Annotated in this window: 26 protein-coding genes and 1 riboswitch; of the genes, 10 read left to right on the forward strand and 16 right to left on the reverse strand. The window is 64.9% G+C overall.

Annotated features, from left to right (window positions below; all coding sequences use genetic code 11):
- Positions 1 to 13: 13 nt before the first annotated feature.
- From NCG91_RS24570 to NCG91_RS24585, 4 genes are all read right to left on the reverse strand, one after another.
- Positions 14 to 472: an acyl-CoA thioesterase gene (locus NCG91_RS24570; protein ID WP_071326331.1), complete on the reverse strand. Its 459-nt coding sequence runs from the start codon at positions 470 to 472 to the stop codon at positions 14 to 16.
- 84 nt (positions 473 to 556) lie between these two features.
- Positions 557 to 925, reverse strand: a complete 369-nt coding sequence (locus NCG91_RS24575; protein ID WP_099667251.1) for a hypothetical protein — start codon at positions 923 to 925, stop codon at positions 557 to 559.
- A gap of 129 nt (positions 926 to 1054) precedes the next feature.
- The gene (locus tag NCG91_RS24580; protein ID WP_180979422.1) at positions 1055 to 1192 is read right to left on the reverse strand and encodes a hypothetical protein; all 138 of its coding nucleotides are present in this window, start codon (positions 1190 to 1192) and stop codon (positions 1055 to 1057) included.
- Between the two features lie 234 nt (positions 1193 to 1426).
- Positions 1427 to 1600, reverse strand: a complete 174-nt coding sequence (locus NCG91_RS24585) for a hypothetical protein (protein WP_162835752.1) — start codon at positions 1598 to 1600, stop codon at positions 1427 to 1429.
- Between the two features lie 135 nt (positions 1601 to 1735).
- Here NCG91_RS24585 and NCG91_RS24590 point away from each other — a divergent pair, with 135 nt between their 5' ends.
- The 3 genes from NCG91_RS24590 (at position 1736) to NCG91_RS24600 (ending at position 5234) form a co-directional block, all read left to right on the forward strand.
- Positions 1736 to 2968: a glycosyltransferase gene (locus tag NCG91_RS24590; protein WP_251351588.1), complete on the forward strand. Its 1233-nt coding sequence runs from the start codon at positions 1736 to 1738 to the stop codon at positions 2966 to 2968.
- Positions 2969 to 3156: 188 nt separating this feature from the next.
- Positions 3157 to 4134, forward strand: coding sequence for an EDSAP-1 family PEP-CTERM protein (locus NCG91_RS24595; RefSeq protein WP_099667249.1), 978 nt, complete (start codon positions 3157 to 3159; stop codon positions 4132 to 4134).
- A 107-nt stretch (positions 4135 to 4241) separates the two neighbouring features.
- The gene (locus tag NCG91_RS24600; RefSeq protein ID WP_251351589.1) at positions 4242 to 5234 is read left to right on the forward strand and encodes an EDSAP-1 family PEP-CTERM protein; all 993 of its coding nucleotides are present in this window, start codon (positions 4242 to 4244) and stop codon (positions 5232 to 5234) included.
- Positions 5235 to 5252: 18 nt separating this feature from the next.
- Here the strand turns inward: NCG91_RS24600 and NCG91_RS24605 are convergent, their stop codons facing one another.
- From NCG91_RS24605 to NCG91_RS24625, 5 genes are all read right to left on the reverse strand, one after another.
- The gene (locus NCG91_RS24605; RefSeq protein ID WP_251351590.1) at positions 5253 to 6353 is read right to left on the reverse strand and encodes a nitroreductase family protein; all 1101 of its coding nucleotides are present in this window, start codon (positions 6351 to 6353) and stop codon (positions 5253 to 5255) included.
- Positions 6354 to 7223, reverse strand: a complete 870-nt coding sequence (locus NCG91_RS24610; RefSeq protein ID WP_251351591.1) for a ThiF family adenylyltransferase — start codon at positions 7221 to 7223, stop codon at positions 6354 to 6356.
- A gap of 86 nt (positions 7224 to 7309) precedes the next feature.
- Entirely contained in the window at positions 7310 to 8893 is a 1584-nt protein-coding gene (locus NCG91_RS24615) for a methyl-accepting chemotaxis protein (RefSeq protein ID WP_251351592.1), read from the reverse strand.
- A gap of 144 nt (positions 8894 to 9037) precedes the next feature.
- A complete protein-coding gene (locus NCG91_RS24620; RefSeq protein ID WP_010399555.1) occupies positions 9038 to 9235 on the reverse strand; it encodes a hypothetical protein in 198 nt (65 codons plus the stop codon).
- A gap of 93 nt (positions 9236 to 9328) precedes the next feature.
- Positions 9329 to 12172 carry a M16 family metallopeptidase gene (locus NCG91_RS24625; protein WP_251351593.1) on the reverse strand — a complete coding sequence of 948 codons (2844 nt, stop codon included), beginning with the start codon at positions 12170 to 12172 and terminating at the stop codon, positions 9329 to 9331.
- Positions 12173 to 12355: 183 nt separating this feature from the next.
- Positions 12356 to 12506, forward strand: a riboswitch (FMN riboswitch).
- A gap of 94 nt (positions 12507 to 12600) precedes the next feature.
- Between NCG91_RS24625 and ribB the strand changes: the two genes are divergently transcribed.
- Positions 12601 to 13248 (forward strand): 3,4-dihydroxy-2-butanone-4-phosphate synthase, encoded by a 648-nt coding sequence (gene ribB / locus NCG91_RS24630; protein WP_070223924.1) that lies wholly within the window; start codon positions 12601 to 12603, stop codon positions 13246 to 13248.
- A 4-nt stretch (positions 13249 to 13252) separates the two neighbouring features.
- Here the strand turns inward: ribB and NCG91_RS24635 are convergent, their stop codons facing one another.
- The gene (locus NCG91_RS24635) at positions 13253 to 14623 is read right to left on the reverse strand and encodes an MFS transporter (RefSeq protein WP_251351594.1); all 1371 of its coding nucleotides are present in this window, start codon (positions 14621 to 14623) and stop codon (positions 13253 to 13255) included.
- A 133-nt stretch (positions 14624 to 14756) separates the two neighbouring features.
- Between NCG91_RS24635 and NCG91_RS24640 the strand changes: the two genes are divergently transcribed.
- The 6 genes from NCG91_RS24640 (at position 14757) to NCG91_RS24665 (ending at position 20118) form a co-directional block, all read left to right on the forward strand.
- Positions 14757 to 15632 (forward strand): LysR family transcriptional regulator, encoded by an 876-nt coding sequence (locus NCG91_RS24640; RefSeq protein WP_251351595.1) that lies wholly within the window; start codon positions 14757 to 14759, stop codon positions 15630 to 15632.
- Positions 15633 to 15755: 123 nt separating this feature from the next.
- Positions 15756 to 16079, forward strand: coding sequence for a hypothetical protein (locus NCG91_RS24645; RefSeq protein WP_251351596.1), 324 nt, complete (start codon positions 15756 to 15758; stop codon positions 16077 to 16079).
- 51 nt (positions 16080 to 16130) lie between these two features.
- The gene (locus NCG91_RS24650) at positions 16131 to 16946 is read left to right on the forward strand and encodes an MlaE family ABC transporter permease (RefSeq protein WP_251351640.1); all 816 of its coding nucleotides are present in this window, start codon (positions 16131 to 16133) and stop codon (positions 16944 to 16946) included.
- A 56-nt stretch (positions 16947 to 17002) separates the two neighbouring features.
- Positions 17003 to 18028 carry an MlaD family protein gene (locus NCG91_RS24655; protein WP_099667239.1) on the forward strand — a complete coding sequence of 342 codons (1026 nt, stop codon included), beginning with the start codon at positions 17003 to 17005 and terminating at the stop codon, positions 18026 to 18028.
- Complete coding sequence (locus NCG91_RS24660) at positions 18025 to 18705, forward strand: hypothetical protein (protein WP_251351597.1); 681 nt, start codon at positions 18025 to 18027, stop codon at positions 18703 to 18705. The genes NCG91_RS24655 and NCG91_RS24660 overlap by 4 nt, the downstream gene beginning before the upstream one ends.
- A gap of 87 nt (positions 18706 to 18792) precedes the next feature.
- Positions 18793 to 20118, forward strand: a complete 1326-nt coding sequence (locus NCG91_RS24665) for an ATP-binding protein (protein ID WP_251351641.1) — start codon at positions 18793 to 18795, stop codon at positions 20116 to 20118.
- Here NCG91_RS24665 and nosR read toward each other — a convergent pair.
- From nosR to NCG91_RS24695, 6 genes are all read right to left on the reverse strand, one after another.
- Positions 20115 to 21431: a response regulator c-di-GMP phosphodiesterase, NosR family gene (gene nosR / locus NCG91_RS24670; protein WP_251351598.1), complete on the reverse strand. Its 1317-nt coding sequence runs from the start codon at positions 21429 to 21431 to the stop codon at positions 20115 to 20117. The two genes, NCG91_RS24665 and nosR, sit on opposite strands and share 4 nt — an antisense overlap.
- Before the next feature lie 14 nt (positions 21432 to 21445).
- Positions 21446 to 22909 (reverse strand): ATP-binding protein, encoded by a 1464-nt coding sequence (locus NCG91_RS24675; RefSeq protein ID WP_251351599.1) that lies wholly within the window; start codon positions 22907 to 22909, stop codon positions 21446 to 21448.
- 14 nt (positions 22910 to 22923) lie between these two features.
- Positions 22924 to 23763, reverse strand: a complete 840-nt coding sequence (locus tag NCG91_RS24680; protein ID WP_251351600.1) for an HDOD domain-containing protein — start codon at positions 23761 to 23763, stop codon at positions 22924 to 22926.
- Complete coding sequence (locus tag NCG91_RS24685) at positions 23760 to 24116, reverse strand: hypothetical protein (RefSeq protein WP_251351601.1); 357 nt, start codon at positions 24114 to 24116, stop codon at positions 23760 to 23762. Before NCG91_RS24685 ends, NCG91_RS24680 begins: the two co-directional genes overlap by 4 nt.
- Complete coding sequence (locus NCG91_RS24690; protein ID WP_251351602.1) at positions 24113 to 24937, reverse strand: response regulator; 825 nt, start codon at positions 24935 to 24937, stop codon at positions 24113 to 24115. Before NCG91_RS24690 ends, NCG91_RS24685 begins: the two co-directional genes overlap by 4 nt.
- 173 nt (positions 24938 to 25110) lie before the next feature.
- Positions 25111 to 25575: a hypothetical protein gene (locus NCG91_RS24695; protein WP_251351603.1), complete on the reverse strand. Its 465-nt coding sequence runs from the start codon at positions 25573 to 25575 to the stop codon at positions 25111 to 25113.
- Between the last annotated feature and the right edge of the window lie 30 nt (positions 25576 to 25605).

The following is a 25605-nucleotide window of genomic DNA, read 5'->3' on the forward strand; positions in this document are numbered from 1 at the left end:
TGCCCGCAACGCTTTATTTCTTCGACACTTTCTGGCGCGACAGCTTGCGCAGCTTGGCCTGCTCGAAGCGCACCTGCTGCTCCGGTGTCTCCAGCGCCAGCGGCGGCACGGCCACGGGCTTGCGGTTCGCATCCACGGCCACCATCGTGAAATAGCAGCTGTTGGCGTGGCGCACCAGACGCTGCTGGATATTTTCCGTCACCACGCGGATACCCACTTCCATCGACGTCGTGCCCGTGTAATTGATCGACGCCAGGAACGTCACGAGTTCGCCCACGTGGATAGGCTGCAGGAACATCACCTGGTCCACCGACAGGGTGACCACGTAGCTGCCCGAATAGCGGCTGGCGCAGGCATAGGCAACGCTGTCGAGGTACTTCAGGATGGTGCCGCCGTGCACGTTACCGGAAAAGTTGGCCATATCGGGCGTCATCAAGACCGTCATCGTCAGTTCGTGGGCCGACCAGTTCATCGCGCTGTCCAAAGTGTTCTCCAAAGGGGAAATAAAAAAAAGGGGGAGGATGTGAAAACCGGCCCCAGGGGCCGGTTGCGGGACTTACAGGCCCAGGGTATCGATATCGGCCAGCGAGTCGCGGCCCTTGTCGGAAATGTCGTGGCCCTCGCCTTCGGCGCGCGCCACGATGTGGGCTTTCTTGCCCAGGAAATAAGCCACGTCCGAGTCCAGCTTGGTCAGCGGATCGGTGGCGACGGCGCGCAGCCCCATGATGCAGCGGCGCAGGAACAGCAGTTGTTGTGCTTTCTCGGTGATGGACAAACGGCCATCGCGTGCATAGCTGAGCAGCTTCAGGCCGGACAGGCGCTTGGCATTGCGGGCAACGCAAGCGCTGGGGCGCTCGGTCTTGATGCCGCGTGCAACTTGCTCCAGCGCGTCATATTCATCGGTCGTTAATTTCTCGTTCTTCATTACTTTTCCATAAAAGGCCAGGTGTTCGGCCCCCATGGTACGCGCCCCGCTGCGCATCGGCAACAGGCAACGTGAATCTACCGCCGCCCGCCAGGCGGCCAGGCGGCGGAAACACGGGCGTGACGACCGTTATTTGTAGCTGCGCAGCAGCAGCCATGCCAGGCCGCAACCCGCCACGGCGCCCGCCAGGGCCAGCGCCACGAGGTTTTTGCTGGTGATCACAGGGCGCCGGCCCAGGTAAATTTTGTTATGCAAGGAATTGCCCACGATGGTCTCCTGTACAAGAATTTTTATGATGTCTCATTATAAGAACAGAATCGTGACGGCCGCATGACACTCGACAGTTAGAGCTTGATTTGTATCCACTCGGCAACATTTATTGGCGTTTTTGTTGTTTAAATGGCGTGGCACTGGCGGCCACCGCGCAGTCCATTTCCGATCGGAAATAAACGCGGCGCGCATCTCCCCGTCACCGCCATGCCGGCGGTGCACCGCGCCCCGTCACTGCATTTTCACGGGCGGTGGCGGCGGCGTCGGCTCCTCGACGGGCACGGGCTCGATGTGGGGCGGCGTTTCCGGCGGCGGCGTGACGGGATCGCCTTCCGGCGGTGGCGGCATATCGGGTTCGGGCGTGCTGTGCGCACGCAACAGGGCAGGACGGAATTGTGTTTGCATGTGACCTCCTTTGCCTCACTCTAGCCGATGCGGCCAAATCCTGGCGCCCGCCAGTGGCAAGCCGCTGCGGGAACTAAACGGCGCAGCGCCACTCCAACCTGGCAGGTCTCTCTCCTGCGAATGCAAGCGATCCCCATGGCGCGCAAGAAAATCCTCTTTATGGCCGAGGCAGTGACCCTGGCCCACGTCGGCCGCCCCCTGAGCCTGGCCCAGGGACTCGACGAGGACAAATATGAGGTGCATTTTGCCTGCGCCGATGGCTATGACTTTTGCTTCAAGCAAGCGCCCTTTCGCCGCTGGCGCATCGACAGTATTTCATCGCTGCAATTCCTGCAGGCCTTGGCGCACGGCAAGCCCGTCTACACGGAAAGCACTCTGCACGCATATGTGGAAGACGACTTGCGCCTGCTCAATACCGTCCAGCCCGATCTCGTGATCGGCGACTTCCGCCTGTCGCTGTCCGTCAGCGCGCGCCTGCAGCGCATTCCCTACCTCACCGTCAGCAATGCCTACTGGAGTCCGTACGTGCGCCAGCACTACACGGTGCCCAGCCTGCCCCTGACCCGCCTGCTGCCCATCTGGCTGGCAGCCCCCCTGTTCCGCCTGATCCGGCCGCTGGCCTTCGCCTCGCATGCCGTGCCGCTGAACCGCGTGCGCCGCCGCCATGGCCTGCCGTCGCTGGGCAGCGACCTGCGGCGCATCTATACGGATGCGGACCGCACCCTGTACGCGGATATTCCGCAACTGTTCCCGCCGCACGCCATGCCGTCCACGCACGACTACCTGGGCCCCATCATCTGGGCGCCACCGCTCGACTTGCCGGACTGGTGGCAGCGCCCGGAACTGAGCAGTGGACGGCCCATCATCTATGTCACCCTGGGCAGTTCCGGCCAGGGGCAATTGCTGCCGCGCGTGCTGCACGCGCTGGCGCCCCTGCCCGTCACCGTATTGGCGGCCACGGCCGGCACCGGCCGCGTCGATGCCGTGCCGCCGAATGCCCATGTCGCGCCCTTCTTGCCGGGCGACGCGGCAGCCCGGCGCGCCAGCCTGGTGATCTGCAACGGCGGCAGCCCCACCAGCCAGCAGGCGCTGACGGCAGGCGTGCCCGTCATCGGCATCGCCGGCAACCTCGACCAATTCCTCAACATGCACGGCATCGCGGAGACCGGCGCCGGCCTGCTGCTGCGCGCCGACCGCTTCCAGGAAACCGCCCTGCGCCATGCCGCCACGCGCATGCTCGACGATGGCCGGGCCAGGCTGGCGGCGCGCCAGCTGGCCACGGCCATGCGCGACTATGTGCCAGGGCAACGCTTGCTGCCCCATCTGCACGCCCTGCTGGGGACATCGCCCCAAGGCGGCCAGCCTTGACGGGCGGCGTCGGCTTTTCTTACAGAGAGTCCGGCAACACCTGCAGCACGTCAACAAAAGCACGCCAAGTCCTTGATTTCAAAAGAACCTCATGCGTTGGCATGGAAGTCGCTTAAGTCTGGCCATGAGCACCTGCAGACAGGACTCAGGCAACACTTCCAGACTCACTCAACCACGAGGTAAATACAATGAAACTCTCGAAACTGAAACTGCTTCCGGCCGCGGCCGCACTGGCCATGTTGTGCGCCGCCGGTAGCGCACAGGCGGGCGCCTATGGCTACGCCTACAACAACATCTTCGGCTTGCAGATCGTCGCCGCCACGGGCTCGATCACTGCCCTGAACAGCACCACGATCTCGCGCGCCACGGCCACCTTGAATGGCGTCAGCGTCATCAATGGCGGTCCCGGCCTGCTCGACTCGCCCCGCGCCGCCATCGGCGCCGTGACCAAAGGGGAAAACAATTTCACGCAACAGGGCGCCTCTGGCAACTACTCGCGCGGCGATGCGCAGATCGTCAGCACGCAGTTCCCCTCGTTCCCGCCCGGCTCCACCTCCACGCAGGCGGTAAACGTGGCCGAGGCCCACCTGGCCGGCCCTGCCGGCACGGCCGACGCGTCCGGCCGCAACGGCTCGACCACGGGCTTCTCCGTCAACTTCGTCGTCGGTTCGCCCACGGCAACGCTGAGCTTTGACTTCTTCTCCTCGCCATTCATGCAAGTCTTCCTGCAAAGCACAGTGGGACAACTGTCCACCGCGACGGCCAACCTGGTGATGACCATCACCATCACCAACTCGACCGGCGCGACCGTCTTCAACTGGACGCCCGATGGCGTCGTCGGCTCCGGCATCTTCGGTGGCACGGAAAACGCCGATGCGGCCAACCTGAACACCGGCCTGGCGACCAACTTCCTGACGCGCGGCAACCTGTTTACGTATAACCCCACCGGTTGCGGCACGCCTGGCGGCACCGGCGTGGGCACGACTTGCGGCGGCAACTTCAACGCCGTCAGCAATGCCCTCGCGGCCGGCAACTACACCTTGACCTTGAATGCGGTGGAGAGCGTGGACCTGGTCAAGCAGGCGCCGGAACCGGGCACCCTGGCGCTGCTGGGCCTGGGTCTGGCCGGCCTGGGCTATGCCAGCCGCCGCAAAGTCAGCGCCTGAACCAGGCAACAGGGGGATGCACAGGCGAGGGAGTTTCCTCGCCTTTTTCATGTGGCAAGCCTGTCGGTTTTCCTTACAACGCGGCCGACCAGGAGATGAGGATTTTCATGACTACATTTTCTTGTACCCGATTGCCCATGCTCCTGCTGAGCTTGCTATTGCTGGCCAGCAGCGGCACTGCCGGCGCCGCCGCCTACGGCTATTCGTACACCAGCGTCTTTGGCCTGGTCATCAGCAATCCCTCCGGCTCCGTCACCCTGCTCAGCAACATCGACCTGTCACGCACGACCGCCACGCTCAATGGCAGCAGCGTCATCAATGGCGGCAGCAACGAGATCGACGCGCCGCAGGCGAAACGCGGCGCCGTCAGCAAGGGAGAGAACGACTTTACCCCGCAAGGCATGGGCAATGCTTCGTATGCGCGCGGCGAAGCGCAAATCGTCGCCTCGCAAATCCCCCCCTTCCCACCGGGCTCGACCAGCACGCATACCGTGAACGCGGCAGAAACCTTCCTGACGGGCGGCGGCAGCGCGGACGCCTCGGGGCGCAACGGTTCCAGCACCGCGATGACCGTCAATTTCGTCGTCGGCCAACCGGGCGCGACCCTGGCCTTCGACTTCCAGGCCCTGCCCTTCATGCAGCTGTACCTGGACGCGCTGGCCGGCACAGGTTCGGCGGCCACGACGAATATGGCGATGACGTTCAGCATCATCGATGAACATGGCCAGATCGTCTTCAGCTGGGCACCCGACGGCAAGCTCGGCTCCGGCATCCTGGGCGGCACCGAACTGGCCGATGCGGCCAGCCTCAACACGGGCTACGCGCAAACGCCGCTCACCAGCGGCAGCGTGTTCACCTACGATCCCAGCGGCTGCGGCGCCCCCACGGGCACGGGCGTCGGCACGGCGTGCGGCGGGCAGTACGGCGCCGTCACGGACAGGCTGGCGGCCGGCAGCTACACGCTGGTGTTGAATATGCTGAACAGTTCCGAACTGGCCTACGTGCCAGGCGTCACGCCCATGGCGCTGCCGGGCACCTTGCCGTTGCTGGCGGCTGGCCTGCTGGCGCTGGCCGGCCTGACGCCCCGGCGGCGGCGCTGACGGGGCGCCACGCGCGCTTCACTGCCCCGCCGTTGGCGCCACCAGCAAGTCTTGCAGCGGACGGCGCAGCGAGCGCGCACTGGCCGCAGGGCCGGCGCCTATGCGCCCGAGAAACACGGCCCGATCCAACGCCGCCGCCCCCAGCACGGCCCGGCAGCGCACGGCCAGTGCCTGCGCCAGCTCCTGCAGGCCATCGGTGCGCGAAAAGGCGCGCCGTTCGCGCACATAGCGGGCGAAGATCAGCGGCGTCAGTTCCGGCTGCAATTGCAAGCCCAGTTGCGTGGCCGTCAGCCAGAAGCGCTGCATGGCGCGCCCGGCCGCCACGTAATCGTCGATGTGGCGCGGCGACGCGTCGGCCAGCAGCGCGAAATGGGCGGCGCAATACAGGCCCGGCAGCAAGTCCATCTGCAGGCGCGGCGCGACGGTGCCCGCCAGCCAGGTATTGAAGAACTCCACGCGGCGCCAGCTGTGCATGACCCAGCGCATCAGGCGCGCCGTCATCGCGTCGACGCCCAGCGCCTGCTCCGGGATGCGGTCGGTGCTGTAGCGCGCGCCCCACTCGATCACGTCGCGGTGCACCTTGTGCGCTTCGGGCATGGTCAGGCGCAGCTTCGCATTGTCGAACATCAGACGCGCGCAGGCGATGCGCGCGCGCCTGCCTTCGAACCACTGCACGCCATAGCCGGACGGCAAGCTGGCCGCCAGCGCCGCCTTTTCGCTGGCGCGCAAGCTGCGCGTGCTCAGCCGGCGCCGCTGCACGCTACGCTGCGGCAAGAAGGCCGCCAGCGGATCGGGCGGCATGCCGGGGCTGTCGACCAGGCGTACATCGAAGGTAGGCAGGGTGTCGGGCATGGACAGGCGCCGGCGCGCTTCCATGCGCAAGCCATGGCTGCTGGCCGCCAGTGCCATGCTTTCGAGCAAGGCGCCCAGCGACAGCTGGCTGGGATGGCCGTCGAGGTCGTACACGCAGTGGCTGCGCGTATCGAAACCGTGCACGACGACATGGCGCGGCGCCACGACTTCAAAGCGCCACGGCTGCGTATTGTCGCCGCTGGGCGCCCAGCGCGCCTGCTCGAGGATGTTTTCCAGCACGGGATCGATCTGCGGTGCTTGCGCCATTTATGCCCCCTGCGCGGCGCGGCGCCGCTGGATGATGGCCATCGTCAGGCGCTGCAGCGGATGACGATGGCCGCCGGGACGCCAGGTATGCACGAGCTTGTTGCGGTAGGCGTCGAAATGCATGCCGTGCGGCGCCGCCATCACCTTGCCCCGCTTTAACAGGATCTTCAAGGCTTCCGTGGCGGCCGCGCCCGCGCACAGCTGGCAGCCCATGATGGTCGACGGCCCGCGCCGCTCCTTCAGGTTGATGGCCGACGGGTCGACCAGGTAGGGAGCATGCAAGCCGGCCGGCGCCAGCCCGACGAGAAAGCGCAGGGCTTTTTCTTCCTCGGGCAAGTCGCCCCAGCCAAAATATTCTTCGAACGTCATGCCGCCCGGCAGGAAGCTGAGCACGGCCGTGCCCATGCCCAGCGGAGCGGCCGTGATGGCGGGGATGCCCAGGCGGGCGCAAGTGGCGAAGGTGGCCTGGCGCGCGGGAAAGGCGAAGAAATCCAGGCCGTCCACATACAGGTCGACACCGGCGAAGAACTCGGCCAGGTTGCTGTCGTGTATGCCGTCTGGAAATTGTTTAATATCAAGTTCGGGATTGATATCGCGCGCCATCTGCGCCAAGACCGCCACCTTGGGCTGGCCCAGGGTGGACACCATGGCGCCGGCCTGGCGGTTGAAATTGGCGATATCGAAGGTGTCGAAATCGGCGATGTGAAAGGCGCCGATGCCCAGCCGCGCCAGGGTCAGCAAGTGCACGCCGCCCACGCCGCCCATGCCGGCGATGGCCACGCGCTTGCCGCGCAAGCTGTCCTGCTCCGCTTGCGTGACCCAGCCCAGGTTGCGGGCGAACGCCGCGTGATACGAAAAACCGTCTGTCATGCTCACCTCTTCTGTGCATCCCTTGCGGACGAAGAAAGTTGGACAGGTGAGCCGGGGTTAAGTTCCCCAATGACAGAAAAAAGCGCTTAGCGCGTCAGGCGCCGCGCCGCAGGCACGCTGCGCTGTAGTGCTGCCGCCGCCGGCGCCGCTGCGCCCACCTTGAACACGCTGACGATCTGCGCCAGCCCCGCCGCCTGCTCGTTCATCGCTTGCGCCGCCGCCGACGCCTGCTCGACGAGGGCCGAGTTTTGCTGCGTCATGTTGTCCATCTCGACGATGGCCTGGTTGATCTGTTCGATGCCGGCGCTTTGCTCGGCGCTGGCCGAGGAAATCTCGGCCACGATATCGGTCACATGCTGCACGCTGGAAACAACTTTTTCCATCGTCTCGCCCGCCAGCGCCACCAGTTTTTCACCGGCGCCCACTTGCTCGGCGGAACTGTCGATCAGCTGCTTGATTTCCTTGGCGGCGGCGGCCGAGCGCTGCGCCAGGTTGCGCACCTCGCTGGCGACGACGGCGAAGCCACGGCCCTGCTCGCCCGCGCGCGCCGCTTCCACGGCCGCATTCAGGGCCAGGATATTCGTCTGGAAGGCGATGCCGTCGATGACGGCGATGATGTCGCCGATCTTCTTCGACGAGGCATTGATGGCGCCCATGGTGTCGACCACCTGGCTCACCACGCCGCCCGCCTGGCTCGCCACTTGCGAGGCAGAAATGGCCAGCTGGTTGGCCTGGCGCGCATTGTCCGCATTCTGGCGCACGGTCGAGGTCATTTCTTCCATGGTCGACGCCGTTTCTTCCAGGGAACCCGCCTGCTGCTCCGTGCGCGCCGACAGGTCGTGGTTGCCGGAAGCGATCTCGCCCGATGCCGTGGAAATGGATTCCGCATCGTTGCGCACCTGGCTCACCAGGTGCGCCAGGTTGTCGCGCATGGCCTTGATCGCCATCAACAGACTGGATGTATCGCCGGGACGCGTATCGATCTGCGTCGTCAGGTCGCCCTGGGCGATTTGCGCCACGATGGCCGCTGCATAATCGGGTTCGCCACCGAGCTGGCCCAGGATGCGGCGCAGCATCAGGGCCGCCAGGGCGCCCACCACCAGCATCAGCGCGCCGCCGATGGCCAGCAGCACGCCCGCCTGGGCCCAGAACTTGTGGTTGATGTCATCGATATACGTGCCCGTGCCGATCAGCCAATCCCATGGCGCAAATTTCACCACGGCATACATTTTTGCCACCGGGTCCTTCACGCCGGGACGCGTGCCATCCGCCTGCACCAGGCCGATGCGGCTGGTGGCGAGGGCCACGCGGTAGCGGTCGCCCGACTGCTTCATGTTCTTTTGCGGCGTGCCGATGCGCGCAGGATTGGGGTGGACGTACAGCAAGTCCGTGCTGAAATCGCGCACGAAATAATACATCTCGTCCTTGACGAAGCTGCCGATGGCCAGCTTGGCCTGCTGCTGGGCCTGCTCACGCGTGAGCTTGCCCGACTGTTCCAGCGCATACGCCTTTTCCACCGAGGCATTGGCCAATTCCACCAGCACCGTCAATTGATCGACCCTTTCCGCCATCATGGTCTGGCGCAGCGAATACAGGGAGAAGGAAGCGATGAGGACGATGCCCAGCAAGGTACTGAAACACAGGAGGAGAATGCGCGAACGGAGAGTCATGGGAGCCTGGGTAAAGAATAAAATGTGGAATTATAAACAATTTCCATGTGGAAATCTTTTCAGAAAAGCAAAGCGGGCGGCGCTACCAGGCTGATGCCCGGCAGGCACCGCCCGCATATGTCTTGCTGAAGTCTGACTGACAGGTCAGGCCAAGGCTTCCTTGGCCGCCTCTTCCGGCGTCAAGCCGTCGTAGAACTGGTCGGTGAACCACTCGACCTGCTCTTCGATATGGTCTTGCGCCTGCGCCACGGTGGCGCCGCCGGCCACGAGGAAGCCTTCGACCTCGATACACCAGTTGATCAATTCCAGGGTTTCCGGATCGAGTTCTTCTTTCTTAGCCATCGTACAGTCCTTGCTTGTTAAATTGCGATCACATCATCAGCGGCAGTTTAACAGCTTCGCCACCTTGCCGCTCCCGCAGTTCAACAATGAAGCTTACTTGGCTGCAACATTTTTGCGTTCCGGATACAGGACTACCTGTACATAATTGTGCATGTCCAGGTAGCGCTGCGCCGCCAGTTTGACGGCTTGCGGCGTGAGGGCGCGCACGCGCTGCTCGTAGCGCAGCAGGTACGCGGGATCGCGGCCCTGCGTTACCGAACCCATCAGTTGGTTCATCCAGTAATTGTTTTCCCGCAAGGATTTCTGCTGGCGCGTGATCCAGTTCAGCTTGACCTTTTCCAGGTCCGCCGCGGATGGCCCGTCCGTCTTCATCTTGTTGATTTCGGCAAACGCGGCGGCGATCACCTTGTCCACGTTTTCCGGTCCCGTCGGCAAGTTCAGGGCCACGGAATAATGGCCATACGGATGCTGGCCCATGGACGTCTCGAAGCCGCCGCCATAGATCATGCTCATCTTTTCGCGCAGCACTTCGATGACTTTCAGGTTCAGCACCTCGCCCAGCGCCTGCAGGGTCAGCTTTTGCTCATCCGAATACGCCACGTCGCCATTGAAGGTGATGGAAATCGTGCTCTTCGGCTCGCTGCCCATGTAGATATCCTTCTTGACCACGCCCGTCACCGGGCGCATGCCCACGTCGCGGTAGGCGTGCGGCACCTCGGCCACGGGCAAGGTGCCCAGGTAGCTGGCGATCAGCGGCTTGATCTTGTCGAGCTCGAAGCTGCCCGCGAAGATGAAGGTCATGTCGCGCGCGCTGGAAAAGCGCTGGCGGAAGATGTCCAGCGAGCGGTCCAGGCCCACCTTGTCGAAATCGGCCACACGCGGCACGCCATCGACGCGCGGGTTGTCGCCATACATGGCGTGCTGGATGGCGTCGTAAAACACGGCTTCCGGCTGCGCCATGCTGTTTTTCGCCAGGTCCTGCTGCTTGCCGATGAAGGATTGGTACAGGCCCGCATCCTTGCGCACGTCGTGGAAATACAAATACACCAATTGCAGCATGGCTTCCACGTCGGCGCTGCTGGCCGAGCCGCCAAAGCCTTCGCTCAGCTCGCCCAGCGAAGCGCCCACGTTGACCGTCTTGCCGGCCAACACTTTTTGCAAGTCCAGCGGCGCCAGGTCTTTCAAGCCCATGCTGCCGACCACGGCGCTGGCGTAGCGGGCGTTGTAGATGTCGGCGTCGCCGAACAGCGACTGGCCGCCGAAGCGGGTCGAGCCCATCAGCACCTGGTCATTCTTGAAGTCCGTCGGTTTGAGCAGCACGCGCACGCCATTGCCCAGGGTCAGTTCCGTCACGCCGATGGCGCTGTTCAACTTTTCCGCGACGATGCTGCCGCCGGCCGGCGGGCCATCCATCAGCTTGCTGGCGAGCACTTTTTCCGTGCGCGGCTCGATGGTTTGCTGCTCGGCTTTCGCCACGGCGTCGAGCAATTGCTGCTGCGTCGGCACCACCGAGGCCGCATCGCCCGCTTTCGGCTCGGCGCCCATGAAGACCACCAGTTTCTTTTGCTGGTCGGGAATCACCTTGGCCACCGTCTCGTTGATTTCCTGCAAGGTCACCTGCGGCAAGAGTTCCTGCGCGTACAGCAATTCATTGGCGATGCCGGGGATGGCTTCCTGCTCCAGGAAGTTGCGCGAATACTCGGCCACGAAACCGCTCGAATCGGACTTGTCGCGTTCGCTGTACGCGCGCTCGTAATTGCGCAGCATGTTCTTGCGCGCGCGGTCCAGCTCATCCTGGCTGAAACCGAAGCGGCGCGCCCGCTCATCTTCTTGCACCAGCGCATCGACGGCCGGCTGCACGCCGCCCTTGCCCAGCAAGGCATACGCGCTGAACGATTCATAGCCGCGCACCAGCTTGCCCATGCTGCTGCCGCCCTGGATGAACGGCGGGTTCGCCTGCTGCGTCAATTCCTGCATGCGCGCGCTGAGCATTTGCCCATACAGGTTTTCGATCATCTGGCGGCGGTAGTCGGCAATCGTGACGGGCTCCTGCGCGGCGCGGATCGGGTAGCGGATGAAGACCGCGTCGTCCGGCGCTTCCTTGTCCGTGATCACCAGCGCTTCCGTTTGCGCCCGCTGCGGCACTTCCGCATACAGGCGCGGACGCGGTTGCGCGGGATTCTTCAGCTTGCCGAAATGCTGCTGAATCAGTTTTTCAGCCTGTTTCGGCTCCACGTCGCCGACCACCACGACGGCCATCAGGTCGGGACGATACCAATCCTTGTAGAAACGCTTGATGGCTTCCGGCTTGAAGGTCTTCAGCACGGATTCCTTGCCGATCGGCATGCGTTCCGCATAGCGCGAACCGTTCAGCAGCTTCGGATACAGCACCTTGTTCATGCGGTCGCTGGCGCCCTTGCCCAGGCGCGCCTCTTCCAGCACGATGCCGCGCTCGCTGTTGATGTCGGCCGGATTGAATTTCAAGCCATGCGCCCAGTCTTCCAGCACGAGAAAACCCTTTTCCAGGTTTTCTTTCTTGTTCGTCGGAATCGGCAGCACGTACACGGTTTCATCGAAACTCGTGTAGGCGTTCAAGTCGGCGCCGAACTTCACGCCGATCGATTGCAAATAGGAAATCAGCTCATTGCGCTTGAAATGCGTGGAGCCATTGAAGGCCATGTGTTCCGTGAAGTGGGCCAGGCCTTGCTGGTCATCATCTTCCAGGATGGAACCGGCTTTCACCACCAGGCGCAATTCCACTTTTTGCGCGGGGCGGGCATTTTTCTTGATGTAATAGGTCAAGCCGTTCGGCAATTTTCCGACGGTAACTTCTGGTGCCAGAGGCAAGGGATCGCTCAAACGGATTTCTGCCTGGGCCATGCAGGCGCACGCCAGCAAGACGGCGCCCGAGATCAGGCGTAATTTACTCAGCTTCATGTATTCTCAACGGTAAGATTCAGTAGGCATACCTTACACTGAAATCCTGTTTCCGCCATTAAAAACAGCTTAGGAAAAACTGCTTTTCCCAGGCAACTTTGTCGAATGACAAACTCAACAGTGCCCTGCCATATTTTTTCAATTGTGCTAAAGTATTGCCGCCGGTCATGTGGACCGGCACAACGACGTCTTCGGGGCGGGGTGCGATTCCCCACCGGCGGTAAAACCGGCAACGGTCAAGCCCGCGAGCGCTTTCCAGGCACCGCTTGGCGAGGTCAGCAGATCTGGTGTGACTCCAGAGCCGACGGTATAGTCCGGATGAAAGAAGATGTGCAGTAGTGTGATGTCCCATCGCCACGGCGATGCGGCCAGTTGCGTCTATTCGCTTGCCCTGCAGCGTTTTTCGCCTGTGCGAGGAGCGTTTCACCATGTTAGTCAACAGCTATACCCTGCTTTCCAACGACCTGGAAGGTCGCATCCAATCCGCCCTGGCCGCCATGCGCGCCGGCATTCCCGTCATCCTGCTCGACGATTTCGACCGTGAAAACGAAGCCGATTTGATCCTGTCGGCCGAAAAATTGACGAACGAAACCATGGCCCTGCTGATCCGCGAATGCAGCGGCATCGTCTGCCTGTGCCTGCCGACGGACGTCGTCAGCGCGCTGGAATTGCCGCCCATGTCGTCCGACAACGGCAGCCGCTACGGCACGCCATTCACGGTCTCCATCGAGGCGCGCGACGGCGTCACGACGGGCGTGTCGGCCGCCGACCGCGTGACCACCATCCGCGCGGCCATCGCGCCGGACGCCAAGCCCGCCGACCTGGTGCGCCCTGGCCACGTCTTCCCCCTGCGCGCCGCGCCCGGTGGCGTGCTCGAGCGCCGTGGCCACACGGAAGGCTCCGTCGACCTGTCGCGCATGGCGGGCCTGAACCCGGCCGCCGTGCTGTGCGAACTGATGAACCCGGACGGCACCATGATGCGCGGCGACGATATCGAGCGCTTCGCCGAACTGCACGGCATGCCCATTCTGACCATCGAAGAACTGGTGGAATGGCGCAGCACGCGCGAACAGTAAAGCATCAGGCGGCCACGGCCTTCGGCAAATGCACGTGCCGGTACACGAGGCCCGCCGCCAGGCCATACGCGACGGCGATCGTCGCGTAGGCCAGCGGCAGGCGCAGCGACCAGTCCTGCACCATGTGCAGGATGCTGCCGATCAGCGCCACGCCCACCAGGGCGCCAATTTGCCGGTTCGCATTCAGTGCCGCCGCCGCGCTGTTCGCATGCTGCTTGCCGGCCACCCGCATCACGGTGGCCGTCATGGCGGGAATGGCGATGCCGATGGCCACGTTCATGACGGCCGTGCCCAGCGCCAGCAGAAAATATGGCGTGCCGGGACGCAAGGCCATCAGCAGCAAGGCCATGACGGCGCCCACCAGCAAGCCTAGCAGCATGGGCAAGCGCGTGCCATGACGCGCCGCAATACTTCCCGCCATAAAATTTCCCACCGTATAGGCCGCCATCATGGGCAGCAGGCGCAAGCCCGACTGCAAGGCATCGGCGCCGCCCGACTGCTGCAGGAATAGGCTCAATAAGAACAGCTGGCCGAACACGCAGAAGTTGATCAGGAAACCCACGCCATTGGCCGCGCCAAAGCTGCTGCTGTGAAACAGTGCACGTGGCAACAGCGGGTGGCTGCCGCTGCGCTCGCGCCGCAGCAATTGCCCGGCGGACAGCACCGTCAAGGCCCCCGCCGCCAGCACGCCCGGCGACAGCCAGCCCAGCACGGGGCCTTCGATCAGCACGAAACTCAGGCCCGCCAGCGCCGCCACGCCCAGCGCATGGCTGAACAGCGATAAATCGCGCGGCTGGCGCGCCGGCGCGGCCAGCAACAGCTGCGCCATGACGATGGCCAGCACGCCCAGCGGCACATTCACCCAGAACACGCTGCGCCAGCCGAACTGGTGCACGAGGATGCCGCCGATCAGGGGGCCGGACGCGCCGGCCACGCCCACCAGGGCCGACCAGGCGCCCAGCATGCGCGTGCGTTCGCGCTCGTCTTCAAAGCTGTGCGTCAGCAGGCTGAGCGAACTGGGCATGAACAGGGCCGCGCCCGCGCCCTGCAGCAGGCGCGCGGCCGTCAGAAAATGCCCGTCGGGCGCGGCGCCGCACAGCACCGAACCGAGAATGAAGACGCCGAGGCCGCCCTGGTACACGGCTTTCGGCCCGTAGCGGTCGGCCAGCGCGCCGCCGGCCAGCAGCAGCGCGGCAAACGTCAGGGTGTAGCCGTCGACCACCCACACCAGGCCCGTCAGCGGTATGGCCAGGTCCAGCGCGATATCGGACAACGCTACGTTGACGGCCGTGACGTCGAGCATGGCCATGACGAAGCCGAACGCCAGGGTCAGCAGGATCAAGCCGCTGGCACGGCGCGGTGTAGGGGCAGGCATGGTATTTCCTTGCAGGGACGGGGGGCAGTCATTATGCGAGTGTTGAATAATGCAGTAAACAGGCATAAAATCGGCACCATGATGCAAAAATGCATCACGATAACGACAGGAAAACACGTCATGGATTGGGCTTATGGACTGGGATAACGCGCGCATCTTTCTCGCCATCGGCCGGGCCGGCACCTTGCGCGGCGCGGCCGCCCTGCTGCGCATCGACCAGGCCACGTGCGGGCGCCGCCTGGCCGCGCTGGAAAGCTCGCTGGGCGCCACCCTGTTCCTGCGCACGCCGTCCGGCTACGTGCCCACGCCGGCCGGCGAGCTGGCCTTGAACGCGGCCGAAGCGATGGAACGGGCGGCCGACAAGCTGCAACGCGAGATGCAGGGCGTCGACAACCGCCTGTCCGGCCTGGTGCGCGTGGCCACCACGGACACCATGGCCAGCCATTTCGTCATCCGCGCCATGCAGCGGCTGCACGCGGCGCACCCGGACATCCGCATCGTGCTGCACGTGGCGCCGCAGCTGGCCAGCCTGACGCGGCGCGAAGCGGACCTGGCCGTGCGCGCCGTGCGCCCCACCGACCCGGACCTGATCTCGCGCCACCTAGTCAAGCGCAGCCTGGGCCTGTATGCGTCGAAAAGCTACCTGGCGCAGCGGGGCGAACCCGTGCGCGGCACGGCGCTGGCCGGACACGACATCGTCATCTACCACCATTCCGTGGCGCCCCGTCACGCGGAAAAACTGGCCGGCGAATCCGTCGCCAACGCCCGGGTGGCCATGGAAGTGAACTCGGCGGCGATGCTGCAGGAAGCCACGCGCGCGGGCCTGGGCGTGGCCGAGCTGGCCACCCACCTGGGCGATATCGACCCGCTGCTCGTGCGCATCTGGCCCGAGCGGGCGGAAAGCTACGACGTGTGGCTCGTCATGCATGCCGACCTGAACCGCTCTGCCCGCGTGCGCGCGGCGGCCGATGCCATCATCGCCAGCGTGGCCACCGCCAGCGCCGCATGACAGCCGCGCACAATAGTGCCGAAAAGAAACTTTTTTTTGATAAGTCTGATAAAATCCGCAACCCCGCCGGGCACAGCCACCGCCACGCCGCCGCGGGTTCCCTCAATCCACTGGAGAATTTTTATGCTTATCTGGCAAGGCTTCGGCATACTCGCCCCCCTGATCTGTTTCATCGTCGTAGTAGCTGCGCAAGCGCTGTTTGGCGCCACCCTGGGCGAGGAATACACGAAGAGCCACGCATGGACCCTGGCCCTGGCCTTCCTGCTGGCAGCCGCCGCCAGCTGGTATGCGGGCGTGCGCCTGAACAACGCGCCAGGACGCGAACTGATCGACCCGGCCACGCAGGAAAGAGTCATCTTGCGCAAGAGCCACACCCTGTTCTGGATTCCGATGCAATACATCGCCGTGCTGATGGTCGTGATGGCCGGCTTCGCCCTGTTCGGATAGCCGCGCACGCTAGCCGTGCTTGCCGGGCCGGGCTGATGTTAAGATGCCATGATGACCCTATCCGTCTCCCTCATCATCAGCCTGCGCCGTTTGCACCGGGCCACCATGGCCTGGCTGGTCAGCTGGTGGCGCATGCTGCATTTCGCCATCCTCGTGTTTTCGCTGGCCCTGTCGCCGTCGAGCTATAACCGCGACAACCGCCCCATCCTCGCGCACCGTCTCGTGACGAACACGGCGCCGAACCTCGTGTGGTTCAGCGTCGCCTGCGCGCTGGTCAGCCTGGTGCTCATCCGCATCGTCGTCGTCAGCGCGCAAAGCTATGGCCTGTCGCGCTATGCGCTGGAAATGGTGGTGCGCGTGCTGGTGCTGGAACTGATCCCGCTGACGGCCGCCCTGTTCGTCGCGCTGCGCCTGACTTTGCCCGACGGCATTGCGTTTGCGCAAATGCGCTCTTCCGGCATGCTCGATACCATGCAGCGCCAGGGCGTCGACCTGCTGCGCCGCGAATACTTTCCACGCGTCATGTCCGGCATCTTTGCCGTGTGGATGCTGGCCATCGTCAGCTGCGTCACTTCGCTGATCCTCGCCTACCTCACCATCTACGGTTTTACGCCGTGGGCGCTGCAGGGTTATACGCGCGTCGTGGGACAGATCTTCAATCCCGCCGTGGCCCTGATCCTGATGCTCAAGGTCATCTTCTTCAGCTTTGCCGTGGCCCTGATCCCGCTGGCCTCCTCCTACTATCCGGACGAGCCGCACGGCCGGCGCAACCGCCTGTGGGCCGCGCATGGCCTGTCTGAAATGCTGCGCCTGTTTTCCGTCATCCTGCTGGTCGAAGTGGCTTCGCTGATGGGCAATTACTACTGATGCCCCGCCCGCCGCCGCCAGCCATCCCCGAACCACCCAAACGAGAGCCAGAAGCCATGAGCCAACCCCAAAATCCCGACCAGGTCGACGTGACGGCGCCCGCCGGTGTCGCGCAAGATGCCGTCCTGCCCGCCCCGCCGCCCGTGCGCCACGCGGAACTGAAGGCGGCCATTTTGCTCGTCTTCATGTTCGTGCTGGTGGTCGGCTCCGTCGTCTACCTGATGTATGCGCGCGGCGCCTTCGAAGCGACGCAGACGCTGGTGCTGACGGCCGACGATTCGGACGGCGTCGGCGTGGGCGCCGACCTGACCTTTTCCGGCTTTCCCATCGGCCGCGTGCAGCGCATCGAGCTGGCGCCGGACGGGCGCGCGCGCGTCATCATCGACGTGCCGCGCAAAGATGCGCACTGGCTGCGCACCAGCTCCATCTTCACCCTGGAACGGGGCATCGTGGGCGGCGCCAAGTTGCGCGCCTACAGCGGCATCCTGACGGACCCGCCGCTGCCCGACGACGCCACGCGCGACTTGCTGGTGGGCGACATGGCGGCGGAAATTCCCCGCCTGCTGGCCGCCGCCAAGGACTTGCTGAACAACCTGGGCAACCTGACGGGCAGCGATTCCGCGCTCGACGGCACCATGCGCAACGTGCAGGCCGTGACGGGCAAGCTGAGCGGTCCGGGCGGCGCCATGGGCTTGCTGACGGGCGACGACAAGCAGTCGCGCCTGCTGATCGAGCGGGCCAACGCCCTGCTGGTCACCGCGGACCAGCTGGCGCGCCGCACGGATGGCCTGGTGGCCAATGCCGATACGCGCGTCTTCGGCGACAAGGGCGTGATGACGGATGCGCAGGCAACCATCGTGCAGCTGAACGCCCTGCTGGCCGACACGCGCAACAGCCTGAAAAAAGTCGACGCCGTGCTGGTCGAGGCGCAAGCCGTGGGCGCCAACGCCAAGGCGGCCACGGCCGACCTGGGCCCGCTGCGCGCGGACGTGGAAAGCAATCTGCGCAAGGTCGAGCAGCTGGTCAATGAAATCAACCGCAAATGGCCATTCAAGCGCAATCCGGAGATCAAACTGCCATGATACATATCAATCTTCTCCGGCCTGCCCTGGCCGCGCTGTTGTCCGCCGCGCTGGCCGCCTGTTCCAGCGGCCCGCCCGTGCCGGACTGGAAGATGAATGCGCAAAGCTCCGTCGAACGTTTTCAGGCGGCGTATTTGAACGGCAACGCCCTCGTCGAACAGACGGAATTCCGGCGCGCCCGCAGTCAGGTGGCCGGCACGGGCAAGCTCGAACTGGTGGCGCGCATCGAACTGCTGCGCTGCGCCACGCGCGTGGCCAGCCTGGCCTTCGAGGACTGCGCCGGCTTTGACGCCCTGCAAGCCGATGCGACAGCCGCCGACCGCGCGTATGCGGCCTGGCTGGCCGGCAAGGCGCAAACGGCCGACGTCGCCCTGTTGCCGGAAGCGCAGCGCGCGGCCGCCGGCGCCGGCTCGGACACGGCCGCCGCCAGCGCCGTGGCCGCCATCAAGGACCCGCTGTCGCAGCTGGTGGCGGCCGGCGTGCTGCTGCGCGCCAGCCGCGCCACGCCGGAGCTGCTCGATACGGCCGTCGCCACGGCCTCGGACCAGGGCTGGCGCCGTCCGCTGCTGGCGTGGCTGGGCGTGCAGCGCCTGCGCGCCGAACAGGCGGGCGATACGCAGGCGGCGCAGCGCATCGCGCGACGCATGGCGATCGTCGAGCAGCCGCTGGCCCCCTGAGCGCGCCGACGGCGGCCCAGGGCAGGCAGAATCAGGCATAATCGAGCGGGGATGACATCAAGGCCGTGCAGGCAGCGAGGTGTGACGATGCAGTTCGAGGATTTCGACCTTTCCACTCCCGATACCGGCCGGCATGCCGGGTCGGCGCCTGGCGATGACGCCTCGGCCGCCACGGCCGTGCGCCTGCAATACCTGCTCGACAATACCCCCTCCATCATCTATTGCACCGTGCCCAGCGGCGACTTCAAGATGACGTTCGTCAGCAACAATGCCTTGAACGTGCTGGGCTACCAGCCCGAGGAAATGGTGGCCGACCCCAATTTCTGGTTCGACCACATCCACCCCGACGATGCGCCCGGCATCTTTTCCAGCCTGGCGCAGATTTTCGTCGAAGGCGCGCGCGCCTATGAATACCGTTTCCGCGTGCGCGACGGCAGCTATCTGTGGATGCACGACAGCCTGCGCCTCGTGCGCGACGAGCACGGCGTGCCGTTCGAGGTGATCGGCTCGCTGACGGACATCACGGAACGCAAGCGCATGGAAGCGATGCTGCAGGCGCGCGGCGAAGAGCAGCAACTACTGATCAGCAAGTTGCAGGAAGCGCACGACCAGCTGCTGCAGTCGGAAAAGATGGCGTCCATCGGCCAGCTGGCGGCCGGCATCGCGCATGAAATCAATAACCCGATCGGTTTCGTCAATTCGAACATGAGTTCGCTGCAAGGCTATGTCGCCACCCTGTTCGACGTCATCGCCCGGTATGAAGCGGCAATGGGCGAGCCGCTCGACGGCCCGGCCCTGGCCGACAGGGTGGCCCAGGTGCGCGCGCAGGCCGACCTGGCCTTCCTGCAGGACGACATCGGCGACCTGGTGCGAGAATCGATGGATGGCCTCAAACGCGTGCGCGACATCGTGCAGGCGCTGAAGGATTTTTCCCACGTGGGCGAGACGGATTGGCAAGTGGCCAGCCTGCATGCGGGCCTGGACAGCACCCTGAACATCGTCGCCAACGAATTGAAATACAAGGCGCGCATCGAAAAACACTATGGCGAGCTGCCGCCCATACTGTGCCTGGCCTCGCAGCTGAACCAGGTCTTCATGAACCTGCTCGTCAACGCGGGCCAGGCCATCAGCAGCGACGGCGTGATCAGCATCCGCACCGGCCATGCCGGCGACTGGGTGTGGGTGGAGATCGGCGACACGGGCGCCGGCATCGCGCCCGAGCACCTGAACCGCATCTTCGAGCCGTTCTTCACCACCAAGGCCGTGGGCAGCGGCACGGGCCTGGGCCTGTCGCTGTCGTACGGCATCGTCAACAAGCACGGCGGACGCATCGACGTGGCCTCGGAAGTGGGCCGCGGCACGCGCTTTACCGTGCACCTGCCGCTGCAGCCGCCGGGCGCCGCGAGCGCCTAGGCTTCCTTCACGGGCGCATACACGCGGATGCTCAGGCGCCCGCCATTCTTGCTTTCGAAGTCGAGCAGCTGGGCGATCACGCGGGCCGTCAGCACGTGTTCGGCCGCCAGCAGCATCAGGCCGTCGCGGCTGATCAGGTCGCGCGACAGCACCATGCCCGGCTCCAGCTGGCCCGACAGCACGGTCAGGTCGCGCGCCGGCGGTTCCGTCTCTTCCATGATGCCGCGGAAAGCGGCCACCACGGCCGGGTCGTAGCGCTTGCCGACGCTGTCGTAGATCAGGGTGCGGGCTTCGTCGGCGCGCAGGCTGCGCTGCACCATGGCGCCGATCTGCAAGCCGTCGTAGTCCGACGCCAGCGCCAGGATGCGCGCGCCCAGCGGAATGGCCAGGCCCACCATGCCATCGGGAAAGCCGCCGCCGTCGAAGCGTTCCAGCTGCGAACGCAGGATCACGGAAACGGCGCGCAGCTCGTCGAGCGCCATCAGCAATTGTTCGGCGCGCAGCGGATGCTTGCGGAACGCGGCCAGCTGCTCGCCCGTCCAGGCGCTGGCCGGCAGCTCCAGCACATCGTCGCTCAAGCTGAGCTTGCCGATATCCTTGAGCAGGGCCGCGATGAACACGTCGCGCGCCTCCTGCCCTTCCAGGCCCAGCGCCTGCGCCAGCTTGCGCGACAGCTCGGCCACCCGCCGCGCATGGCCGGCCAGCTTGCCGCCGCGCATCTCGATCAGGTTGGAAAACACCTTGATGGTCGTCACGAACGTGGCCTTCAGGCGCTCGTTGGCCGCCTGCACCTCGTCGTGCGACAGTTTCAGCTGCTGCGTGCGCGTGGCCACCTTCGCTTCCAGGCTGGCGTTGAGCGCCTGCAGCTCCACGTTCTGGCTGGCCGTCAGCGCTTCCAGGCGCCGTTTTTCCTGCTCCAGCGCGCGCCGTTCCAGCGCGTGGCGCACCACCAGCACGATATCGTTCTCGTCCCAGGGCTTGGTCACGTAGCGATAGATCTCGCCCTGGTTGATGGCGTCGAGGATGGACTGGATGTCGGCATAGCCGGTCAGCAGCAATCGCATGGTGCCGGGCCAGCGCTGGCGCACCTGGGCCAGGAATTGCGCGCCATCCATGTGCGGCATGCGCATGTCGGAGATGACCAAGTCCACCGTCTCGCTGTCGAGCAGAGCCAGGCCGGACGCGCCGCTCTCGGCCGTCAGCACGCGGTAGCCGTGCGGGCGGAACAGGCGGCGCAGCGACGACAGGATATTCGGTTCGTCGTCGACGCACAGGATGGTGGGCGGCGGCGCGGCCGCGGTGCTGGTGCTCATGTTGTCCTGTTCGGTCATGGTGCGACGGCCTGCGCCTGGCGCACGGGCAAGGTGATGCGGAAGGTGGTGCCGCGGCCGATGACGCTGCGCACGTCGATGCGGCCGTGGTGTTTCTGCACCGTCGTGTAGGCCAGCGACAGGCCCAGCCCCGTGCCCTTGCCGACGGCCTTGGTGGTGAAGAAGGGGTCGAAGATGCGCGACAGGTGTTCGGGCGCGATGCCGCCGCCCGTGTCCTCGACTTCGATCCACACTTCCGTGGCGTTGTCGCTGCCCGTGCGCAGGGTGATGCGTCCGCGCTCCTCGCCCATGGCGTGGGCCCCGTTGACGACCAGGTTCATGATCACCTGGTTCAGTTCGGAAGGCTGGCATTCGATATCGGGAATGTCGGCATACTCGCGCACCACGTCGGCCTTGTACTTGACCTCGTTGTTCACGATATTGAGCGTGGTATCGATGCCCTGGCGCAAGTCGGCCCAGACCCACTCCTGGTGCGCGTCCGTGCGCGAAAAATCCTTCAAGTCCTGCACGATGCGGCGCACGCGCGCAATGCCTTCCTTCGATTCGCCCATCAGCATCGGTATGTCGGTGCGCAGGAAATCCAGGTCGATCTGCTCGCGCAGCGCCCGCAGGCGCGCCGCCACCACGGGGTCGGCGACGGCCGGCTCGGCTTCCTCATAGGCGTCGAGCATGGAAAACAGGTCGTCCAGGTAGCCTTCCAGGGTGCCGACGTTGGAAAACACATAGCCGATGGGATTGTTGATCTCGTGCGCCACGCCCGCGGCCAGCTGGCCGATCGAGGCCAGCTTTTCCGACTGCAGCAGCTTTTGCTGGGCCAGCGACAGCTTGCTGTTCAATTCCGTCAGGGCCAGGTTGCGCTCGCGCAACTCCAGATCGGCGATCTGGCGCTGGCGGATATCGTCGGCCAGGCGCTCGTTCATTTCGGCCAGCTGGGCCGTGCGCTTGGCCACCAGGTGTTCCAGGTTGTCGTGCGCCTTGCGCAACGCCAGTTCCGCCAGGCGCCGCTCGCTCACGTCGCGCAGGGTTTCGATGGCGCCCACCAGGCGTCCCTGGCGGTCGCGCAGGGGTGCCGCCGTGAAATGCAGCCAATGGCCGTCCGGGCCGATATCGGCAAAGAAATCCTCGGCCTCAAAGGCGCCGGGGATCACGGGAGAGCGCTTCAGCTTGCCCAGGTAAAGGTCATTTTCACCGAGCGCGATATCGTCGGCCACCAGCAGGTCGGCCAGGCAGGCGCGCGGCTGCGGATAAAACGCCTTCCAGTGGTCGCGCGTGCCGACCATCTCGGCGGCCGTAAAGCCCAGCAACTGTTCGCAGGCGCTATTCCAGTGCGTGATCACATGGTCCGTGTCGATGGCGAACGTGGCCACGGGATGGCCGTCGAAAAACGCCGACAGCGCGATGGTGTCTCCCTGGCGGCGTTCCGGCGTGGCGGGCAGTGCCTGCCCTGCTTCTGTGTCCATGGCCTGTATCCTGTTCATGCCAGCATGATCCGCGACATTTCATCGAAGGTGTGTTCCGTTTGCCGCAGCAGCGCCAGCCAGGCGGGCTCGTCCAGGGCGACGCTGCGCCAGCCCGTGGCCGACAGGGGCGGCACGAGCGCATCGTCGACGCCGGCCAGGTCGAGCCCCAGGGCGACGGCATTGGCCAGGTGCACGGCCAGCGGCAAGCCGCCCGCGTCCAGGCGCTCGATGGCGTGGTGGTCGGCCACCGCCTGTTGTATCGCTTCGGGAAACTTCCAGTAAGCGGCCAGGGCGCTGCCCACTTGCGCGTGATCGATGCCGATGACGGCCAGTTCCGCCTCGGCCATCTGGCAATCCTGCGCCTGGCGGTGGCTGCGCACGAGCGCGTGCTCGTCCGGGAAGCGCGTCACCAGCACCAGGGTGCCCAGGTCGTGCAGCAGTCCCGCCGTGAACGCCGTTTCGGGATTGACGCGCAAGTGCGGCGCCAGCAGGCGCGCGGCGATGGCCGTGGCCAGCGAATGGCGCCAGAACGCCTGGAAATCGAAGCCGCCGCTGACGGGCGCGAAGCTGCCCGTCAGGGCGCAGGCCGTGACGACGGTGCGGATGCTGTGAAAGCCCAGCACGGAAACGGCTTGCGGAATGCTGGTGACCTTCGATTGCATGCCGTAGAACGAGGAGTTGGCAATGCGCAAGGTCTTTGCCGCCAGGGCCTGGTCCAGCTCGATCTTTTGCGCCAGCACATGCACGTCCGTGTCGTCCTGGTCCATACTCGACAACAGTTCCAGCACCACCACCGGCAGCGAGGGCAGTTCCTGTATCTGGCGAATGATGTGTTCAAAACTGAGGCGTGTCATGCCGCACCCCCTTGCCGGTAGCGCTGCAGCAGCGCCAGCAGTTCCGCCCCCGCGGAATCGGGCGGCGTGGCGCGGAACAGCACGGCCAGCCGTTCCAGGCGGCGTACCCGTTCCTGCTCGGCATGCGCCTGCGCGGCGGGGTCAGGCTCCGCTTCCATGACGACGTGGCAGCGCTCCACATTGCGCCTGCGCAAGGCCGTCAGGTTCGCCGCCGTCAGCGTGGCACCCTGGGCCAGCAGCACGGCGCCGCTGGCGTCATTCAAGGCTTGCGCCAGCACCATGCCTTCCTGCGCCTGCTCCATGGAAATCTCGCGGCCGCTTTCACTCACGCTTGCACTCACGCTTATACTCATGTACCCGCTCCATGACGACTCAGGGTGACCAGGCTGCCGCGCGAGCGCGAATGCAAGCCCATGGGATGGACGGCCACGACATACGGCTGGCCATCGATGGCGGCCAGGCGAGGCGTGCCCTGCCCGTCGAACAGCTGCGGCAGGACGATCGCCGCCTCGTTGCCCAGCAAGGCCGCACCCCGTTCGAACAGGCTGGCGGCTGCCCCGTTGATGAAAGCGATCATGCCTTCGTCGTCGAGCCCGATCACGGGCAGCGGCAGGAATTGCAGCACTTCGCGCGCGATGCCCAGGCTGACCTCGTCGCGGCTGATCTGGTGCTGCTGCTGGCACACCAGCGCCTGCATGGCGGCATTCGCGGCCGCCAGCGCCTGGTTGACGTCGCGCAACTGCGCATTCAGGCGCACATTGTCGTCGTCGATGCCCTTCAGGCGAAACGCTTCGGCGATATGCTCGCGCAGCTGATGGTCTTCCCAGGGTTTGGTAAGAAACTTGAAGATGGCGCCTTCGTTGACGGCGTCCGTGACGGCCTGCAATTCGGTATAGCCCGACAGCATGATGCGGATGGTTTGCGGACACAGCAGCTTGGCCTTGCGCAGGAAGTCGGCGCCCAGCATGCCGGGCATGCGCTGGTCCGACACGATGACGTCGACGGCATGGCTGGCCAGCACTTCCAGCCCTTCCTGGCCGCTGCCGGCCGTCAAAATATGGTAACCGTCGCGCCGCAGCAGGCGCTTCAGGGAAGCGAGGATATTCGGCTCGTCATCGACCAGCAGCAAGGTGCGCGGCGACGCCACGGCGTCCGCCGCCACAGTCCCTGGCATACCATGCTCATCGTGCACATCCATCGGACCATCCTCTCATCGCCATGGCGATACGGGAGCTTGCCTGAAGGGGGGATCCGCCGCGCGGGAGAGTCTTGCGCGGCAGCCAGCCTGCCTTGAAATTATACGACTAAATATTCCTCTATGGCACTTATCCGCCATTTATCCGGCACTTATCCGCGCCGTGCCGGACACGGCGTGTCGCGGTAAAACACAAAGCCGCCCAGGCCGATGGCTTGCGTATCGGCTTTCACGGCGTACACCAGCGTGTTCCTGGCCGCCTCGACCCTCAGCAGGTTCTGGTGCAGCACCGTTTGCGCGTGCGCCAGTTCCAGCGACGGGGTCGGCGCCAGCTGCAAACGCAGTTCGGACGTGGCCCCATCGTAGGCCCAGCGGCCCGGATTGAAAAAGGCGAAACCGCCGTCGAAACGCAGGCTGCCATCCTTGAACTGGGTCAGGCAAATACCGGGAAATTCGCTGGGTGGGTTGTACCAGGTGGCGGCCACGGCGGCATCGGCCGGCGTATTGCCCGGCATCTGCATGCCGGACGTGCCGTGGTTGCCGCCCATGCCGGCGCAAGCGGCCAGCGCCGCGAGGCAGGCGGCAGCGGCCGCCCGTTTGATGATGATCCCGTGCATTTCCGTCCCCTTGCTTTATAGAAACACAAT

Source organism: Janthinobacterium kumbetense (assembly GCF_023703445.1).
GTDB classification, from domain to species: Bacteria; Pseudomonadota; Gammaproteobacteria; order Burkholderiales; family Burkholderiaceae_D; genus Janthinobacterium; species Janthinobacterium kumbetense.

What these genes read in the sequence shown, in the direction of transcription:
- NCG91_RS24570 (WP_071326331.1), bottom strand. Translation starts at nt 472, where the DNA reads ATGAACTGGTCGGCCCACGAACTGACGATGACGGTCTTGATGACGCCC.
- NCG91_RS24575 (WP_099667251.1), bottom strand. Translation starts at nt 925, where the DNA reads ATGAAGAACGAGAAATTAACGACCGATGAATATGACGCGCTGGAGCAA.
- NCG91_RS24585 (WP_162835752.1), bottom strand. Translation starts at nt 1,600, where the DNA reads ATGCAAACACAATTCCGTCCTGCCCTGTTGCGTGCGCACAGCACGCCC.
- NCG91_RS24590 (WP_251351588.1), top strand. Translation starts at nt 1,736, where the DNA reads ATGGCGCGCAAGAAAATCCTCTTTATGGCCGAGGCAGTGACCCTGGCC.
- NCG91_RS24595 (WP_099667249.1), top strand. Translation starts at nt 3,157, where the DNA reads ATGAAACTCTCGAAACTGAAACTGCTTCCGGCCGCGGCCGCACTGGCC.
- NCG91_RS24600 (WP_251351589.1), top strand. Translation starts at nt 4,242, where the DNA reads ATGACTACATTTTCTTGTACCCGATTGCCCATGCTCCTGCTGAGCTTG.
- NCG91_RS24605 (WP_251351590.1), bottom strand. Translation starts at nt 6,353, where the DNA reads ATGGCGCAAGCACCGCAGATCGATCCCGTGCTGGAAAACATCCTCGAG.
- NCG91_RS24610 (WP_251351591.1), bottom strand. Translation starts at nt 7,223, where the DNA reads ATGACAGACGGTTTTTCGTATCACGCGGCGTTCGCCCGCAACCTGGGC.
- NCG91_RS24615 (WP_251351592.1), bottom strand. Translation starts at nt 8,893, where the DNA reads ATGACTCTCCGTTCGCGCATTCTCCTCCTGTGTTTCAGTACCTTGCTG.
- NCG91_RS24620 (WP_010399555.1), bottom strand. Translation starts at nt 9,235, where the DNA reads ATGGCTAAGAAAGAAGAACTCGATCCGGAAACCCTGGAATTGATCAAC.
- NCG91_RS24625 (WP_251351593.1), bottom strand. Translation starts at nt 12,172, where the DNA reads ATGAAGCTGAGTAAATTACGCCTGATCTCGGGCGCCGTCTTGCTGGCG.
- ribB (WP_070223924.1), top strand. Translation starts at nt 12,601, where the DNA reads ATGTTAGTCAACAGCTATACCCTGCTTTCCAACGACCTGGAAGGTCGC.
- NCG91_RS24635 (WP_251351594.1), bottom strand. Translation starts at nt 14,623, where the DNA reads ATGCCTGCCCCTACACCGCGCCGTGCCAGCGGCTTGATCCTGCTGACC.
- NCG91_RS24640 (WP_251351595.1), top strand. Translation starts at nt 14,757, where the DNA reads ATGGACTGGGATAACGCGCGCATCTTTCTCGCCATCGGCCGGGCCGGC.
- NCG91_RS24645 (WP_251351596.1), top strand. Translation starts at nt 15,756, where the DNA reads ATGCTTATCTGGCAAGGCTTCGGCATACTCGCCCCCCTGATCTGTTTC.
- NCG91_RS24650 (WP_251351640.1), top strand. Translation starts at nt 16,131, where the DNA reads ATGACCCTATCCGTCTCCCTCATCATCAGCCTGCGCCGTTTGCACCGG.
- NCG91_RS24655 (WP_099667239.1), top strand. Translation starts at nt 17,003, where the DNA reads ATGAGCCAACCCCAAAATCCCGACCAGGTCGACGTGACGGCGCCCGCC.
- NCG91_RS24660 (WP_251351597.1), top strand. Translation starts at nt 18,025, where the DNA reads ATGATACATATCAATCTTCTCCGGCCTGCCCTGGCCGCGCTGTTGTCC.
- NCG91_RS24665 (WP_251351641.1), top strand. Translation starts at nt 18,793, where the DNA reads ATGCAGTTCGAGGATTTCGACCTTTCCACTCCCGATACCGGCCGGCAT.
- nosR (WP_251351598.1), bottom strand. Translation starts at nt 21,431, where the DNA reads ATGAGCACCAGCACCGCGGCCGCGCCGCCGCCCACCATCCTGTGCGTC.
- NCG91_RS24675 (WP_251351599.1), bottom strand. Translation starts at nt 22,909, where the DNA reads ATGGACACAGAAGCAGGGCAGGCACTGCCCGCCACGCCGGAACGCCGC.
- NCG91_RS24680 (WP_251351600.1), bottom strand. Translation starts at nt 23,763, where the DNA reads ATGACACGCCTCAGTTTTGAACACATCATTCGCCAGATACAGGAACTG.
- NCG91_RS24685 (WP_251351601.1), bottom strand. Translation starts at nt 24,116, where the DNA reads ATGAGTATAAGCGTGAGTGCAAGCGTGAGTGAAAGCGGCCGCGAGATT.
- NCG91_RS24690 (WP_251351602.1), bottom strand. Translation starts at nt 24,937, where the DNA reads ATGCCAGGGACTGTGGCGGCGGACGCCGTGGCGTCGCCGCGCACCTTG.
- NCG91_RS24695 (WP_251351603.1), bottom strand. Translation starts at nt 25,575, where the DNA reads ATGCACGGGATCATCATCAAACGGGCGGCCGCTGCCGCCTGCCTCGCG.